This window comes from Pseudomonas sp. LBUM1666, assembly GCF_059695775.1.
In genome coordinates, this window is record NZ_CP166789.1 from 3096940 (window position 1) to 3115307 (window position 18368).

Consider the following 18368-nt stretch of genomic DNA (forward strand, 5'->3'; position numbering starts at 1 on the left):
AAGCAGAATTAAAGATATTCATCGCTAAAGGATGAACAGACCCTGGCCCTGCCAGTTTTTTTCGCCTCGTAAAGTTGCTTGTCTGCAGCTTCTATCAACGCCTGGAATTCATGGTTGTCAGTGGGCGTCAATGTTGCAACGCCTAGAGAAAGAGTCACCACACGAGCTACATCAGAAGCAGAATGCTCGATACCCAGTGCCCGGATATGCTCTTGCATTTTCTCTGCAAGTTGGACCGCTCCGCAAAGATCTGTATTGGGTAGGATGCAGGCAAACTCTTCGCCACCATACCGAGCGACCAGGTCGTAGGGGCGTCTAACCGTTTCAGATAACGCTTGGGCAACTGATTTCAAGCAGCCATCTCCAGCCTGGTGACCATATTGGTCGTTATAGCGTTTGAAAAAGTCAACATCCATCATTATGAGCGACAGCGGCTTTTGATCTCGAAAGCACTGGCGCCAATCCACCAATATGTCCTCATCGAATTTACGTCGATTAGCCACTCCAGTAAGGCCATCCATTAATGCCATGGAACGCAGTAGATCGTTCTGTAGTTTCAGGGTCAGGTGTGTTCGCACACGGGCTCTAACAATGATTGGATTGATGGGTTTGCTGATGAAGTCCACCGCGCCAAGTTCCAGACCTAGTACCTCATCCGACTCCTGCTGATGTGCGGTAATGAATATGATGGGGATGTCCTGGGTCGCAGGGTCAGCCTTGAGTCGACGGCATACTTCATGTCCGTCCACGCCCTCCATAACCACGTCCAGCAGAATCAGATCGGGTAGTTGGGTCTGGCATACCGTGATCGCCTGCTCACCGCTGGTGGCCATGAACACATCACAGTCCTCACGAAATAACTCATGGAGTACCCGGATGTTAATCGGCTGGTCGTCGACAATGAGGAGTTTTGGACGGTTATGGGGATGTGGTAACCAGGTTTCCATCGATTGTTCCATCAGGCAGATCTCAACAGTTCACGACCAATCGGCATCGCAGCGGAAAAGTCTAGCGACTGCACCATGACAACCAGTTCGTCGAACTGTGGGCGCAGGGATTGCGGCGTTTTTGACGCCAATGCGTCTGCCAGCTCTATGGCTTGAAGGTTGCCCGCTTCCAGCAACAGCAAAATTTCCTTAAGAGATTCTCGCCATTCCGTGAGCGCCATCGATTCGGAGTCAACACAGACCTTTGCGCTCGGGCTCTGACCAAAGTCGACATTCATCTGCTCGAGGCTTTGTTGCAGTAACCTGCTCAATTCATCAAACCATGCTGCGTCAGCAAAGATGCGCGCTACAGACTCAGCGTCTGCGGATTTCAGTTTCTCCTCCAAGTCGCCGGCCCGCAGCGACAGTGCCTTGGCACCCATGGTGCCGCTGCTGCCTTTAATGGAATGGAGCACGAAAGCGGCCCCCGATGCGTCTTGGTGCTGGATCTGATCGCTTAACCGGACAAGCTGTTTTTCCAGCTCAGGACCAAAGTTTTTCAGCACGTTGCGGATCAACTCGACGTCACCACCAAAACGATCAATGATTGATGCACGAGAATCGTTAACGCCTTCTCGAGTCATTATTTGTCCCAACACTAAAGATGCTTGGCTGCCAGTGCGGCCCACCTGAAACAGCAGCGTTGCGACAAGTTGTTCCAGATCTATGGGCTTGCCGACATGCTCATTCATCCCCGCAGCAAGACAGGCCTCACGGTCGGTATTGGAGGCATTTGCGGTCATCGCCACAATCGGCAACGATGCAAAACGTGGATTCGATCGAATGCGACGGGTCGCCTCCAAGCCATCAATATCCGGCATCTGGATATCCATCAACACGGCGTCGAAGGGCACCTTCTCAGCCAACACCCTGCTCACACCTTCCAGCCCACCTTCAGCCAGCGTCACCTGAGCGCCCTCCCCTGTCAGTAACTCATCGGCAACCTGCCGATTAAGCATGTTGTCTTCCACCACCAATAGCCGCAGCCCGGCCAGGCGCCGCGGCCTTTCAACAGTTGACTTGGACGGGAGTGACTGCGCAAGGCCTTTGCCGCTGAGTGCTCGCTGAACGGCGTCGGCTAACTGCTTGGGCGTGACAGGCTTGGTGAGAAACCCCACGAAGGGAGCGTCTCCCATCTCGCTTGCGTCGGCCAACACTTCTCGGCCGTAAGCGGTAATCATAATGATCATTGGAGGAGGTTCGCCGTTGCCCTGCTGATGGATCAATTGTGCAGCGCTCAGCCCATCCATATCGGACATCCGCCAGTCCATCAGTACCACGTCGTAGGCCTCGCTTCTCGTCTGGGCGTTTCTCACCCATTCCACTGCTTGCGTGCCACCACTCACGAGGTCGGCCTCCCACCCTAATGCATGAACGGTTCGCAACAACAATTCACCCGCCATGGCGTTGTCGTCGACCACCAGTATCCGTATGGACACATCGACTCCAGGGCTGTCAGATCTCAGCAGCGAACTGGGCGCTATATCCAGGGTAATATCGAACCAGAAGCGACTTCCCACACCCTGCTGGCTCTCCACCTGAAGTTCACCGCCCATCAAGCTGACCAACCGCTTGCAGATCACCAAGCCCAGACCAGTACCGCCAAAGCGGCGGGTGGTTGAAGCCTCGGCCTGAGTGAATCCTTCGAAAATGCGCTGAAGTTGCTCCGGGCTGATACCGATACCGGTATCAGAAACTGCGATGCGCAAGCTCACAGAGCTTTCCGTGCGCATCAGTTGCTCGACGCTGACTACGATCTGGCCTTCCATGGTGAACTTGAGGGCGTTACCCGCCAGGTTGATCAGCACCTGTTGCAGCCGCAGGCTATCGCCTATCAGGTCGTTGGGTAGATTGGAGTCCAGGTCGAACATGACCTCGACTTCTTTCTGGCCCTGATTGCCGGTCAGCACAACGGCGAGATCACGCATGAGCGGTTCGAGTTCGAACGGGTGCACATCGAGTTGCAGCTTGCCGGCCTCAATCTTGGAGTAATCAAGAATGTCATTGAGCAAGCCCAGCAGTGATTTCGCAGCGGACTGTGCTTTGGTCACATAGTCGAGTTGACGACCATTCAAGTCAGTGTTCTGCACTAACTGCAACATGCCCAACACGGCGTTCATCGGCGTGCGAATTTCATGGCTCATGTTGGCCAAGAAGGCAGACTTGGCGGCACTCGCGGTATCGGCCTGTTCCTTGGCGTACAGCAGATGTGACTCCAGCTCGCGCTGGGAGGTTATGTCCCGATTGATACCCGTCACACGCAAAGCCGCACCGCTCGGACCACGTTCGACCTGCGCGCCTGCCTGTATGAAGCGAATCTGGCCATCCGGGCGAACGACACGGAAAATGGTGTCGTACACACCCCTCCCCTCGACTGCGGCACTCAGCTTTTCAGCTGCTGCCACCACATCGTCGGGGTGAACTCGCGAATACCAGTGCTGATAACCCAGACCATTATTGCGCAATGTCAGTGGCTGACCGTAGAACTCGAACATGCGATCATTCCACTGCAAGGCATTGTCCGCCAACGTCCAGGACCAGACGCCCAGTTCGGCTACTTCAGCAGCCATCAGCAACTGGTCGTGTACCGCCATCAGTTCACTACGTTGTTTCTGCGTCGTCTCCAGGCTCGCAGCCAGCTCCTTTTCTGCCGCTTTCCGTTCGGTGATGTCTACCGCGATGCCTAGATAACCGCTCAATTTCCCATCGTCATCGCGCATGGAGGTGACCACCAGCGTGACAGGAAACCGCGAGCCGTCCTTACGTATGTAAGTCCACTCCCGGGTTTCCGGGCCTTCAAGCTCAGGTTTATGGGTAAACACATGGAAACCGTCGATCGCCTGAGCGTACTCCTCGCTCAGTTCTACGCCACGAGCAGCGACTTCCTCGGGCACATGGATCAGCGCTGGAGTGTTTATTCCCAGTAACTCATCGGCGTCATAACCCAACAAATGCTCGGCGCCTTTGTTGAACACACGGATAACACCATCAAGATCTGTCGCAATGATCGAGACCTCAGTGGCCGAGCGCAGCACAGTACCCAACAACAGATTGAGATGCCGCAACTCGGACGTTCGCTGCGCAACCTGCTCCTCTAGGTTGGAATTGAGTTCGAGAATTCGGGCCTCTGCTGCTTTTTTCGCCGAGATATCCCTTAACGTCTTGGAGGCGCCAATGACGCGACCACCCTCGCCATAAATCGGTGAAATGCTGGCGGAGACATCGATCAGCCGGCTATCTTTGCGACGGCGTTGAGTATCAAAGCTGGCGATACGCTCCCCTGCCCTTATGCGCGCAAGGATATGAGCTTCCTCAGCGACACGCTCCTCAGGAACAACCAAACTGACCAGTGTCTGGCCCACAGCCTCCTCGGCGGTATAGCCAAAAAGGTGCTCGGCACCTTTGTTCCAGTTGGTGACGATGCCATCGAGTGTTTTTCCAATAATGCCATCGGCCGAGCTTTCGACAATGGCGGCCAGCCTTGCCTGCTCGGCGAATATCTGCCGCCGGCGTTGACGGCTGACACTCACAACACTCACCAGAGTAGCCAATAGAAGAGTGAGCAGACCACCAAGCAACAGGACGACTGTTGGTGAAACCTGATGCAGGCGCTGGATGAACAACGGATGCGCGTCGAGTTCGATTTGCCATCGCCTCCCGTATACCTCGCGCTCCAACTGATGGGTCATCAGCGTTTCACGGCTGACCGAGTCGTTGGTGCTTTCATAAAACAGCTTCTCTTGCCCAGGGACAGTGATATCCCTCAATCGCAGATGCACCGTCTCGTTTTCTATGCGCAGGCCTCTGAGTACCTGCTCTGTCTGCAACACGACATAGATCCAGCCAAACGCTGCTGTCTCTCGTTCAACAGCGGTCGCCGGAGTCTCTCCGCCGCGAAAGATGGGCATCAACACCAGGAAAGACTGCTGTGGTTTCGCTGTGTTCTGTATCAAAGTGATGGGCCCGGTTATCCGTGCCACACCGCTCTGTATCGAGGATTGGGCAGCCTCTCGCCGCGCTGTTTCCGAAGCTATGTCCAAGCCAATTGCAGCCTGGTTACCCTCAACCGGTTCGACATACTGGACAACGTAACGCTCACCTGAATGGGGTGAGAGTTGACGAATGGAGAAACCAGCTTTGCCATCGGACCGAGCGGACTTGAGAAACTCGCGTTCATCGCGCTCCGGTACTCGTCTGATAAAGCCCAAAGCACTTGCGCCGGGGAACTCGGCAGCGAGGTCGCGCGCTTGGTGATATTGGCCAAAAACTTCGCGGCTGATGCCATGCTCACCCGCTATCAGCACCGCTCCACGAGCGCCACGCAATCCGTATTGGTAAAGATTGAGGCGAGTTAAAACCAACTCTGCGGCTTCCTCGGTAGCCGCCGCGACCGCCTCTTGAGCCTGCTGTTCGTTGACGCGTTCAAGGATCCAGGCGCCCAGAATGCTTGCCCCTAACCCCACCACCAGAGTGATAGCTACTCCCCAGCTCAATGCAAAAAACTTATGTTTTCTCACCCGCATTGTCCCATTACAGAAGACCTTCAAGCCTTCAATATTAAAGTTCGAACCCTGTTGATAGCGTCTATAACTTAGTTCGTATGCATCACGTTAACCATGAACCCCGTGGATAAAGATGTTCATATTTGAGCCAAGGGAATAGGACGGAAATATAGATAAACGACTTGTTACGCATTCCTTTGAGCCTCGCACATCCCTTGTTTAATAACAAAAAATCCTCGCCCCGCTTTTCGGTGGTGAGATGCCCTGTCTGTGTCCTCGAATGCTCTCAGGCCAAGCCCGCCATTCGTTGAAGTCTTTCGAGGTCCGCTTCAGGCTCTCTATTATTCATAGCAGCCCCAAGGCGCATGACCACTTGTTCGCGGCGTACCTGCATGGGAGGCAACGCATATATCGCGCCTATCAACTCACGCAGTGCTTGAGGGAGTCCCCAGGAGGCTTTCAACTTGATGGCAAAGGGGGCGGCGAAATCACGCAGGGCGTGGGTGAGCACTTCTTCATCCACCCTATGTCCCTGGCCCTCCCACTTCTGGATTTGGTAAAGCACACAAAGTTCGCCTATCCGGTGCAGCAACGCAGCACTCTGGAGTGGCGTGGGATCCAGCTTGCATCGTCGAGCCAGGAAAACAACCTGCTCAGCCAGGCCCTCGGCATCATCCAGATAAGACTGCATACAGGTCATCAGCACCCCATTGGTTTGGGTATTGGCCTGTCGCAGGGCTTGGCTCAACGCCAGATTCACACTGGTAACCCCGCCCAATCGTTTAATAGCATCGATCAAACTGGTGCAGGGTTGGCCCACTCCGTGATAAGCCGCGCTGTTGGCTGCCCCAATAAGATGAGCGCACAGCGCCGGATCATGCTGCCAATCCTGGACCAATTCGCGAATATCCAACTGCTCTCCCCCAAATCCACGCTGGAGATTTTCCTTCACCTGAGCGAGTAACGGCAGGTCCAGTTCATGGGTGGATAATCCACTAAGATAGTTGATCAGGTTTTCATCATTAACAGCGGGCACTTGCACAAACGTATCGGCAGGAAGGAGCGCTTTGAGGCATTCAACGACACGCGAGACTTGAAACGGCTTGGTAAAAAAAGCGCTGATTCCCAGAGACTTGACTGCCAAGACACTTTCTCGATCGGAACGCCCGGTGATCATAATCAGCGGTATTTTCAGATCCTGTGCACGAATCGTTTGCAGCAGGCTTACACCGCTGGCATCCGGTAGATTCCAGTCTGCCATAACCATCTGGTAGGCACTCTGCTGCCAGGCATACAAGGCACTGGCAACATCGCCAAAGCAATCGACTTGCGCCAGCGGGCGGATGCTCAAAACCAGCTGTTTCAGAAGGCCTGCTATCCAGGGGTCATCATCCAGAATCATCACGCGCATTCGGTCACCGCACTGGATTGATGCACCATTTCGAAAGGCTTTGCGGCCCGGGTTTGTTCGACGACGAAGTAGAGGTCGCTGACGTCAGGAAGTGCGGTTGTGAGCGAGGAATCGAGATTGAGTCACGGCGATATCCATTTCAATTTTGGTGTAAAAAGGTTCACAACCGAATCTATTCCTCGCCGGCGAACTATACAAGCAAGCAAACAGCTCGCAGGTATATAGGCAGGAGGGGGTAATGCATGAATGCTGCGATAGCGGAATTGCTCCAGTGATTCCGTCCTGCTGCTCACTGCTCCCAAAATGTGCTGGACTCAAATGGTATTGGCTACCGATCCGCACGACACTCAACCCATTTTTCCGAATGGTTTTATTACAACTCCCCAGGGAATGATCTGACCTCTACTGAGGGGCCCCGTGTCGAATGACCGCAAAATGCTAGTTGTAGCCAGGCGTGACAGGCAGGGCTGCGCCGGGCTTCGCGGCGTTCGTGTCCTCCATCATCGAAACCGGCACACCGCCAGCGCAAATGAAGGCCATCCGTGAGCGCCTGCGGGAGATCGGCCTGGAGCCCTACGACTGCCTGTCCCCGGACTTGATGGACGCAATGGCGACTCATGTCGCCAAACAAAAAGGCTTGCTCCCCGCCGCCTGATTGATCGGCCGCCGCGGTTTCTTCGTCGGACCGCGGCCCCGATATCCCGAAAATCTCAGCTGAGCGGATCGTACCCACAGGTTCTCGCCGTGGCGTTCGGCGCAAGCAACGGCTGTCCAGCTCAAAGCGCAAAAAACGCTCGGCCTGATCAATAACGCCATTGTCTTCGCGATCCCGCTCCCGACGAGGCAGCGCTTGCCGCCGGAGTCAGTGTCAAAATAACGTTATTTCCTTTGCCTTTCCTAACAACCGCTGATCAGCAGGATCAGTTATTTGACGTATCTCCGATATGCGGTCACAACTTTTGCGCTCCGTTGGGTCATAAACCGGTAGCTGTCGATGGAATATTGGCATCCACCGAGGTTTTAGCCTGATACGGAGATAAACTCATGATTTTCAACGTACAGAATTTTGGCGCCAAAGGAGATGGCATCACAGACGACACGGCGGCGATACAAAGTGCGATTGATGCAGCGGCCGCCGCAGGCGGGGGGCAGGTGTATATGCCGACCGGAACTTATATCGTTTCGGGAGGCGAGGAACCCTCCGACGGCTGCCTGATGCTCAAGAGCAACGTCTACCTGTACGGCGACGGCATGGGCGAAACCACCGTCAAGGTGGCTGACGGCTCCGACACCAAGATCACGGGTGTCATCCGCTCGGCCTATGGCGAGGAAACCCACGACTTTGGCGTCAGCAACCTAACCATCGACGGCAACCGTGACAACACCACGGGCAAGATCGACGGTTGGTTCAATGGCTACATTCCCGGCGAAGAAGGCTACGACTCCAACGTCACCCTCGACAGCGTCGAGATCAAGGATTGCTCCGGGTACGGTTTCGACCCTCACGAGCAGACCGTCAACATGGTCATCAAGAACAGCGTGTCCCACGGCAATGGCCTGGACGGCTTCGTTGCTGACTTCCTCAGCGACAGCACCTTCGAAAACAACGTCGCCTACGACAATGACCGCCACGGTTTCAACGTCGTCACCAGTACCCACGACTTCACCCTCACCAACAACGTTGCCTACAACAACGGTGGCAATGGCATCGTGGTGCAGCGCGGCAGCGAGGACATCCCCTCCCCCAGCAACATCACCATCACCGGTGGCGAGGTGTACGGCAACGGCGCCGAAGGGGTACTGATCAAACTGTCCAGCGAGGTGACCGTCAGCGGCGTCGATATCCACGACAACACCAGCGCCGGGATACGCATCTACGGCAGCAACCACGTCGAGATCATCGACAACACGCTTAACAATAACTCCCTGGGCAGCCCCGTACCGGAGATCATCATCCAGTCCTACGACGACACCCTGGGCGTGTCCGGCAAGTACTTCAACGGCAGCGACAACACGATCCAGGGCAACATCATCAGCGGCAGCAACCTGTCGACCTACGGCGTTGCAGAGCGCAATGAAGACGGCACCGATCGCAACGCCATTATTGGCAACACCATCAGTCACACCAGCAAGGGCGCCACGCTGGTCTATGGTGACGGCAGCTACGTCAGCGCCACGGTGCCGATGACCACCGTGCAAGGTACGGCTGGCAACGACACCCTGCTGGGCAGCGCAGACAGCGAGATTTTCTACGGCGGTGCCGGCAATGACACCATCAATGGCGGGGCCGGTGGCGACATTCTGGTGGGTGGTGCAGGCATCGACAAACTGACCGGCGGTACCGGCGCCGATACGTTCCGTTTCGCCACTCAGTCCGACAGTTACCGCAACGCAACCGCAAGCTTCGATGACACCATCACCGACTTCGACGTCACCCAGGACAAGATCGACCTCGCCGGCCTCGGTTTTACCGGTCTGGGCAATGGCCGTGGCGGCACCTTGCAGGTCAGCTACAGCGCCAGCAACGACCGCACCTACATCAAGGACTACGATGCCGACGCCAGCGGCAATCGCTTCGAGTTGATTCTCTCGGGCAACCTGGCCAGCACCCTGACCGCCAGCAATTTCATATTCAATCGGGTGGTCACCGGCACCAGCGGCAGCGACTCGCTGCTGGGTAGCGATTCGGCCGACACCCTGCTCGGCCTGGCGGGCAACGACAGCCTCAGTGGCGGCGCGGGCGACGACAAGCTCGACGGCGGCGCCGGCATGGATACCCTCACCGGTGGCGCCGGAGCGGACGTCTTTGTGTTCTCCAGTCGCCTGGACAGTTACCGCAACTACAACACCGGCGGCGCAAACCTTGGTGACTCAATCACCGACTTCGATGTCACCGCCGACAAGATTGACCTCTCCGCCATGGGCTTCACCGGCCTGGGGGATGGCAAGAACAACACCGTGTACCTGGCACTCAACAGTGCCGGAACCAAGACTTACATCAAGTCCCTGACCGCCGACGCCAATGGCAACCGCTTCGAAGTGGCACTGGACGGCAACTACCTCGACAAGCTGACCAGTGCCAACTTCGTCTTCGCCACGTCGTCACCGACCAACCAGGCGCCGGTGCTGGCCACGCCGCTGCTGGATCAGAACGCCACCGAAAACACCCCGTTCAGCTACGTGGTGCCGGCCACCAGTTTTAGCGATCCGGATAACGACAGCCTCAGCTACACCGCCAAACTGGCCAATGGCAGCGCCCTGCCCGGTTGGCTGACCTTCGACGCCGCCACCCGTACCTTCAGCGGCACGCCAAGCGACACGGCATCGGGCACTTACTCCATACAGGTCACCGCGTCCGATGGCAGCAATGCAAACGTCAGCGACAGCTTTACCCTGGCCGTACAGGACGTACCCGCCGCACCCACTGTGATCAATGGCACGCCGAACAACGACACGCTGACTGGCACCGCTGCCAACGAACAACTGTTCGGTGGCGCCGGTAACGACACCCTTAATGGCGGCGCGGGCAACGACATTCTGGTCGGCGGCACCGGCGTGGACAAACTCACCGGCGGCGCGGGTGCCGATGTATTCCGCTACACCTCAAAGCTCGACAGCTACCGCACCAGCTCCACCAGCGCCAGTGACCAGATCCTCGATTTCGACGTGACCGCCGACAAGATCGATGTCTCCGCGCTCGGCTACACTGGCCTGGGCAATGGCCTGAACGGCACGCTGCAAGTGACCTACAGCGCTTCGAGCAACCGCACCTACCTCAAGGACCTCACCGTCGACGCCAACGGCAACCGCTTCGAAGTGTCGCTGGCGGGCAACCTGGTGAACAGCCTGACAGCGAGTCATTTTGTCTTCGCCGACCAGAACACCCCCAGCAACGTAGCGCCAGTGGTGGCCATCCCCCTCCTCGACCAGAACGCCACCGAAAGCACGCCGTTCAACTACACCGTGACCCATGACAGCTTCACCGACGCCAACCAGGATGTATTGACCTACACCGCGACCCTGGCCGATGGCAGCGCCCTGCCCGTGTGGCTGAGCTTCAATGCCACCAACCTGACCTTCACCGGCACGCCGACCAGCACCGCGTCCGGCAATTACAACGTACTGGTCAAGGCCACCGACCCTTCAGGTGCGTCGGTCAGCGACAGCTTCGCCCTGGCGGTGGCCGATGCGCCCGCCAACACCATCACCGGCACCAACAACGCCGAAAGCCTCAACGGCACGGCGGGCGCAGACCTGATCCTCGGCCTCGGTGGCAATGACACAATCAAGGCCGGCACCGGCGCGGACATCGTCGATGGCGGCGCCGGACGCGACTCGCTGTACGGCGGCGACGGTGCCGACGCCTTCCGCTACACCAACGTACTCGACAGCTACCGCGACTACGACACCGGCGGTGTCACGGTCACCGACACGATTTATGACTTCACCGCGGGCGTCGACAAGATCAATGTTTCGGGCCTTGGCTTTCTCGGCCTCGGCGATGGCAGCAATGGCACGTTGTACATGACCCTCAACGCTGCCGGCGACAAGACCTACATCAAATCCGCCGAGGCGGATGCCGATGGCAATCGTTTTGAAATCGCCCTCAACGGCAACTACCTCAACACCCTGACCGCCAGTGATTTCGTATTCGGCGAGCGAGCCCAGCAAGAGATCCTCTACCTACCCACACTCGGCCAATCCAATGCGCGCCTGCTGCGCATGACAGAGGACGACGATCAGTCCGGCACTTCGATGCTGGTCAAGGACCTGGACCGCTACACCACCTATGACGTGCGCAGCCAGTTCACCGACGCCGATGGCAACGGCGTCGACATCGCGGTGGGTGGCAGCACGGTCACCGGCCTGTCGACGCTCAGCGCCGAGGAACTCAAGTTGTGCTGGTGGCTGACCGACACCAACCAACCCGGGCCTGCGCTGTTGCGCGCCGTGACGTTGCTGCGGGACCAGCTCACCGAACTGCAATCCATCGATAACGTCACCATGGGCATCATCTGGGGCCAGGGAGAGGAAGGCGCCCAGGAGATCGCCCGCGCCACGGACAAAGCAGCGGCAGCAGCGGACTACAAGGCCGCGACCCTGAAGGTGTTTGATTACCTGCATGCACAGTTCGGCAACTTCAGCGTGTACATGATGGAAACCGGTCACTACGAGCAGGACGCGGCGCGTGCCCGTGGTTATTCGGAAGAGAAGATTGCCTCCATCGTCGAGGGGGTTGGCTATGTCCGCGCCGCCCAGGAAGCCATCGCCGCCGAGCGCGCCGACGTCAAGCTGGCGGTGGACTACACCGACCTGCCCTTGCGCTACGAAGTCGATCCGCTGGTGTATCCCGATGACGTCTGGCACCTGCACGAGGAGTCGGCGGAGATCGTCGGCCAGCGCCTGGCCGACTACATTGCCGATGACCTTGGCTTCCAAGGTAACCCCAACGACAACAACAGCGTGCAGGACATTTTCGACAACGCTCAGAACCAGGGCGGGATGATTTCCGGTACTGATCAAGCGGATACCCTGGTGGGTAGCTCGGGCAACGACACACTGGATGGCGACCTGGGCGCCGACACCATGACCGGTGGCGATGGCAACGACATCTACGTGGTCGATAACGCGTTCGACAGCGTGGCGGAAACCAACACCTCAACCTCGCAGATCGACACGGTGCAGGCCTCGGTCAGTTGGACGCTTGGCACCAATCTCGAGAACCTGGTGCTCACCGGCGTGTCGGAGATCGACGGCACCGGCAATGAGCGGCGCAACTTCATCACCGGCAATACCGCCGATAACGTGCTCGATGGTGCCGCAGGGGCCGACAGCATGAGCGGCGGCGATGGCAACGACACCTACTATGTCGACAACGCCGACGATACCGTGATCGAGACCAACAGCAATCTGGTGGCTGGAGGGATCGACAGCGTGCACAGCACCTTGGCGGCCTATACCCTGGGCAATAACGTCGAGCATCTGTATATCGACAGTGCTGGTACCGCCAACGGCACGGGCAACGCGCTGGACAACACGCTGTTCGCCGGAGCCGGCAACAACGTGCTGGACGGGCGCGATGGCAATGACACGGTGTCTTTTGAACGCGCCTTGTCCGGCGTTACCGTAAACCTCTCGACGTCAGCGCAACAAAACACCGTGAGTTCCGGGCTCGATACCTTGAAGTTCTTCGAAAACCTGACGGGAAGCGCCTACGCCGACAGTCTGTCGGGCAACAGCGTCGCGAACGTTCTGAGCGGTGGTGCGGGCAACGATACGCTGGTGGGCGGTTCGGGCGATGATCGGCTGATCGGCGGTGCAGGCACCGACAACCTCACTGGTGGCACTGGCGCGGATACCTACGCGTTTGGTGCGCTGTCGGACATGGGCGTCGGAGCTTTGCGCGATGTGATCAGCGGTTTCAAGACCACCGAGGGTGATCATCTGGATCTTACCGCCCTGGACGCCAACCCGCTGACCGCCAACGTTGACGCCTTCACGTTCATCGGCAGCAACGCCTTCGACCCTGCCAACGCCACCGGCCAACTGCGCTTTGCCGATGGCATTCTCTACGGCAGTGTCAACGCCGATGCCACCCCCGAGTTCGAATTCGAACTGGTGGGCGTCAAGGAGCTGCACGACAGCGACTTTACAGCCTGACCTCATGTGGGAGCGAGCCTGCTCGCGAAGACGGCGGTACATTCAGCATGGATGCTGATTGATCCACCGCTATCGCGAGCAAGGGAATTGCAGTGCCCGAAAAATTAAAGACCACCACAGACCCAATGTGACAACAGTCAATCATGCTCATTCCTCTTTGAAGGCCGCAAGCAAGCGTTCACGCAAAGGTTTCATCAGGTAATTCATCAAGGTGCGTTCCCCCGTCACCACCGTGACATCGGCGAGCATGCCGGGGCGCACCAGCAGGCCGGAGGCCTGCAGCGAGGCGACGGTGTCGGCGGGAATTTCGACCTTGGCGGAAAAGTACGGCTGGTGCGTCTGTTCATTGATCAACTGGTCCGCCGACACCGTAGTCACCGTGCCGGTGACCGTCGGCGTATCCACCCGTTGCAGCGCGGTGAAATGCACATGCACCGGCAGACCCGGGCGCAACTTATTGGCCATCAGCGGCTCGAAACGTGCGGTGATCGCCATCGGCGCATCCAGCGGTACCACCTGCATCAGGGTTTGGCCGGCCTGCGCAACGCCCCCGACCGTATGAATGCTCACGTCCATGACCTGCCCGGACACCGGCGCACGGATCGCACCGTTGTCGACTTCAAACTGCAAGGCACGAATCTGATCGGCGTAACCTGCCGCTTCGGCAGAGACCTCGCTGAGCTGGGTTTCGGCATCGCGGCGAAATTCCTGCTGCGCCTGCAAGGCCTTGAGCCGGCTTTCGTTGATCGCCTGGCGGGTCCTGCCGATATCGCCCACCCCGGAGGAAATCTGCCCGGCCAGTTGGGCCGCGTTGCGCTCGGCCTCGAGGAGTTTGTTGCGCGGAACGTAGCCTTCACGGGCCAAACCACGAAGGCCTTCCAGCTCTTGCTGCTGGAAGCGCATCTGCGCGTCGTGGTTGCGCTTGACGCCTTCGTAGCCAAGCAATTGCTGCTGCAATGCCGCGGCTTCGTGTTCGATGATTTGCAAGCGGCTGCCCAGTTCTTCGCGGCGAGTCAGAAACAACTGGTTCTGCAAGGCCATGGCCGCCTTGACCCGCGGCTCGTCGGCATGCTCCAGCAGTTCAGCGGGCCATTGGATCTCGGCAGAACCCAGGCGCTCGGCAATCAACCGCGCCTCGACGCTGCGATCGTTGAGCAACTTGCCCAGGGTCACGTCCCGTTGCGACTGCGCCTGCACCGTATTGAGCTGCACCAGTAACTGCCCCTGGGTGACGCGGTCGCCATCGCTGACCAGCAGCTTTTCCACCACCCCACCGACCAACGACTGCACAGCCTTGCGTTCGCCCGCCACCACCACGGTGCCGCTGCCCAAGACACCCTGGTCGAGCGGCGCCAGGCAGGCCCAGAGCAGGAAGCCGCCCAGCGTCAGGACCAGGAAACCCACACCATAGCGTGCCGCTCCCCTGGCGTCGGTACTGGCGCAGGGCAGCGTTGTGGCGCCGCGCACGCTCAGCCCCTGCTCGCTGTACGTTTGTGTACCTGGGGGTAGATCACGCATCTTTGCCAGCCTCCCTGACCGCGGCCGGTCTTGGCCCCGGCATTAATGCCTTGAGCACCCGATCCCGTGGACCGAATGCTTGTTGGGTGCCGTCCTTGAGCACCAGGATGTGATCGACCACCGCCAGCACATTAGGCCGGTGGGTAATCAGCACCACGGTGCTGCCAGCAGCCTTGAGCGCCCTGATGGCCTGCACCAGCGCCCGCTCTCCGGCTTCATCGAGGTTGGAGTTGGGCTCATCGAGCACGATCAGCGACGGGCGCCCATAGAGCGCGCGTGCCAGGCCGATGCGTTGCTTTTGTCCACCGGACAAGCCTAGCCCGCCGGGGCCCAGCGGCGCGTCGTAACCCTTGGGGAACCTCAGGATCATCTCGTGAATGCCGGCGTGACGCCCGGCGGCGATGATCTTTTCGGCGTCCTGCTCGCCGAAGCGGGCAATGTTTTCGGCCACACTGCCGTCGAACAGCTCGATGTCCTGCGGCAGGTATCCGAGGTGCGGGCCCAGGGCGTCGTGGGACCATTGACTGATCTCGGCGTCGTCCAGGCGCACCGACCCGCCCATGGCCGGCCATACCCCGACCAGCGCTCTGGCCAGCGTTGATTTACCACTGGCGCTGGGGCCGACGACGGCGAGCACATCACCTTTGGCCAGGCTGAAATTGATGCCTCGCAGGATCGGTTGCGAGGCGCCGGGTGGGCCGACATACAACTGCTCCAGGCGCACTGCGCCGGTGGGCGGTGGCAAAGGCATGCGCAGGCGCTCGCGCGGATGCTGGGCAAGTAGTTGGCTCAGGCGCTGGTAGCTCTGGCGGCCGGAGTTGAATTGCTTCCACGAGCCAATGGCGATTTCCACGGGCGCCAGGGCACGCCCCAGCAGCAGCGACATCGCAATCATCATGCCCGCCGACAATTGGCCTTCAAGCACCAGCAACGCCCCCAGGCCCAGGGCCAGAGACTGTCCGGAGATGCGCACGAAACGGGTCATCGAGGTGATACGCGCGCCGCGGTCGCTGGCATGGGACTGGGCGGTAATGATGCGTTGCTGCAGCAGGCTCCAACGCTGGCGCAACGGCCCGAGCATGCCCAGGGCCTGGATGACTTCGGCATTGTGTAACGTGCTGTTTACATAGATCGACGACTGCACGCCCAGGCGATTGGCTTCGCCCAAGCGTGTGCGGGTCGCCAACTCGCCCCACAGGGCCAGGCCGATCAGCACCAGGGCCAGAACCAGCGTCAGCACGCCGAACCAGGGATGAAAGATGAACGCCACCAGCAGGAAGATTGGCAACCACGGCGCATCGAGCAAGGCGATCAGGCCCTGGCCGGTGATCAATTGCCGCAGCGTCGCCAGATCGGTGAGCACCTGCGCCGGGTTGGCGTTGTGCTCGCGCAAGCTGCGGGCGAACGCGGCGTCGAAAATCCGCTCGCCCAAGGCCTCGTCCAGCCCCGCGCTCATGCGAATCATCACCTCGCCGCGTACCCACTCGATCAGGGCGCTGGACATGAACAGTCCCAGGGCGATCAAGGTGAGCATGAGCAAGGTGGTTTCGTTGCGGCTGGTGAGGACCCGGTCGTACACCTGCATCATGTAGAGCGACGGCACCAGCACCAGCAGGTTGATCACGCCACTGAACAGCGCCAGCGACCAGAACACCCGGCGATAGCTTAATAAAGCGGCATCAATGTCATGACGCGGATCGAGAAGCAAACCCATAGAGTGTCGCCCGCAAAAGGAATAGTCGGTCCAGGACGCAGTCCATCGCGAGTTTTTTGCCTTAAGGCATTTGGAGAAAACACTAAACGTAGCCGGATGCGCTGCTTTCAGAGACGATCCTCGTCACTACAGGCGCCAATTACTGACCACACAACCACGGGTTAGTGCCGGTTCGGCGGGCTGGGTTTCAATGTGGGTGACGGGCGGGAATGTTGGATTCCCCACTGCCGTCCAAAGTTATGAGCCAATTACGCACAAACCAAAACGCCGCTCAAAGAGCGGCGTTTTTGCGTATGGAGCGGGAAACTCGGCTCACCTGTATGTTGCGAGCCTCAAGCGTTTCAGCTCCAGGGACGATCTCCATTCTCGTCCTTGATGCGGGTCGGCAGGCCCATCACATCCAGCGCCTTGAGGAATGGCTCAGCCGCAAGCTCCTCGACGTTGGCCATGCGCTGCACGTCCCACTCGCCGCGGGCGACCAGCAGGGCTGCTGCCACGGGCGGCACGCCTGCGGTATAGGAAATGCCCTGGCTGTCAGTTTCCGCGTAAGCGTCTTCATGATCAGCCACGTTGTAGATGAACACTTCGCGCGGCTGACCATCCTTGGTGCCCTTGACCAGATCGCCGATGCAGGTCTTGCCGGTGTAGCCGGGCGCCAGCGAGCTTGGATCAGGGAGCACGGCCTTGACCACTTTCAGCGGCACAACTTCCAGGCCCTCGGCGGTCTTGACCGGTTGCTCGGAGAGCAGGCCGAGGTTCCTGAGCACGGTGAACACATTGATGTAGTGCTCGCCAAAGCTCATCCAGAAACGCACGTTGGGCACGTCGAGGTTCTTCGACAGCGAGTGCACTTCATCGTGGCCGGTCAGGTACAGGTTCTGCGCGCCTACGACCGGCAGGTCATCGGTGCGTTTGACTTCGAACATCGTGTTGCTGGTCCACTGACTGTTCTGCCAGCTCCACACTTGTCCGGTGAATTCGCGGAAGTTGATTTCCGGGTCGAAATTGGTGGCGAAATACTTGCCATGGGAACCGGCGTTGACGTCGAGAATGTCGATCGAATCAATGCTGTCGAAATACTGTTGTTGCGCCAGCGCTGCATAGGCGTTGACCACACCCGGGTCGAAGCCCACGCCGAGAATGGCGGTAATGTTCTTCTCTTTGCACTCTTCGAGGTGGTTCCACTCGTAGTTGCCATACCAGGGCGGCGTCTCGCAGATTTTGCCCGGTTCTTCGTGAATGGCGGTGTCCAGATAGGCCACGCCGGTATCGATGCAGGCGCGCAGCACCGACATGTTGAGGAAGGCGGAACCGACGTTGATGACGATCTGCGATCCGGTTTCGCGGATCAGCGCCTTGGTCGCTTCGACATCCAGGGCGTTCAGCGAGAAGGCCTGGATTTCGGCGGGCACTTTGAGGCTGCCCTTGGCCTTGACGCTGTCGATGATGGCCTGGCACTTGGAGATGTTGCGCGACGCGATAGCAATACGACCGAGTTCATCGTTGTGCTGCGCGCACTTGTGGGCCACCACCTTGGCGACACCTCCTGCACCAATGATAAGCACGTTCTTCTTCAA

Annotated in this window: 7 protein-coding genes and 1 pseudogene; 2 read left to right on the forward strand and 6 right to left on the reverse strand. The window is 58.6% G+C overall.

The features are described from left to right. Nucleotides 1-8: 8 nt before the first annotated feature. The 3 genes from ACA056_RS14135 to ACA056_RS14145 form a co-directional block, all read right to left on the reverse strand. Nucleotides 9-959, reverse strand: coding sequence for a diguanylate cyclase (locus ACA056_RS14135; RefSeq protein WP_497273445.1), 951 nt, complete (start codon nt 957-959; stop codon nt 9-11). Continuing rightward, entirely contained in the window at nt 959-5509 is a 4551-nt protein-coding gene (locus tag ACA056_RS14140; protein ID WP_497273446.1) for a PAS domain S-box protein, read from the reverse strand. Before ACA056_RS14140 ends, ACA056_RS14135 begins: the two co-directional genes overlap by 1 nt. A 265-nt stretch (nt 5510-5774) precedes the next feature. Then, nucleotides 5775-6899: an HDOD domain-containing protein gene (locus tag ACA056_RS14145; RefSeq protein WP_497273447.1), complete on the reverse strand. Its 1125-nt coding sequence runs from the start codon at nt 6897-6899 to the stop codon at nt 5775-5777. 457 nt (nt 6900-7356) lie between these two features. Between ACA056_RS14145 and ACA056_RS14150 the strand changes: the two are divergent. Beyond that, a pseudogene (locus ACA056_RS14150) lies at nt 7357-7554 on the forward strand (S-(hydroxymethyl)glutathione synthase); the annotation flags it as partial. A 389-nt stretch (nt 7555-7943) separates the two neighbouring features. Beyond that, on the forward strand, nt 7944-13559 hold the full coding sequence (locus tag ACA056_RS14155; RefSeq protein ID WP_497273448.1) for a putative Ig domain-containing protein: 5616 nt from the start codon (nt 7944-7946) through the stop codon (nt 13557-13559). A gap of 147 nt (nt 13560-13706) precedes the next feature. Here the strand turns inward: ACA056_RS14155 and ACA056_RS14160 are convergent, their stop codons facing one another. The 3 genes from ACA056_RS14160 to ACA056_RS14170 all read right to left on the reverse strand — a co-directional run bounded on the left by ACA056_RS14160 (nt 13707) and on the right by ACA056_RS14170 (nt 18368). Then, entirely contained in the window at nt 13707-15077 is a 1371-nt protein-coding gene (locus ACA056_RS14160) for an HlyD family type I secretion periplasmic adaptor subunit (RefSeq protein ID WP_497273449.1), read from the reverse strand. Further along, nucleotides 15070-16791: a type I secretion system permease/ATPase gene (locus ACA056_RS14165; protein WP_497273450.1), complete on the reverse strand. Its 1722-nt coding sequence runs from the start codon at nt 16789-16791 to the stop codon at nt 15070-15072. Before ACA056_RS14165 ends, ACA056_RS14160 begins: the two co-directional genes overlap by 8 nt. A gap of 341 nt (nt 16792-17132) precedes the next feature. Continuing rightward, entirely contained in the window at nt 17133-18368 is a 1236-nt protein-coding gene (locus ACA056_RS14170; protein WP_497273451.1) for a saccharopine dehydrogenase family protein, read from the reverse strand.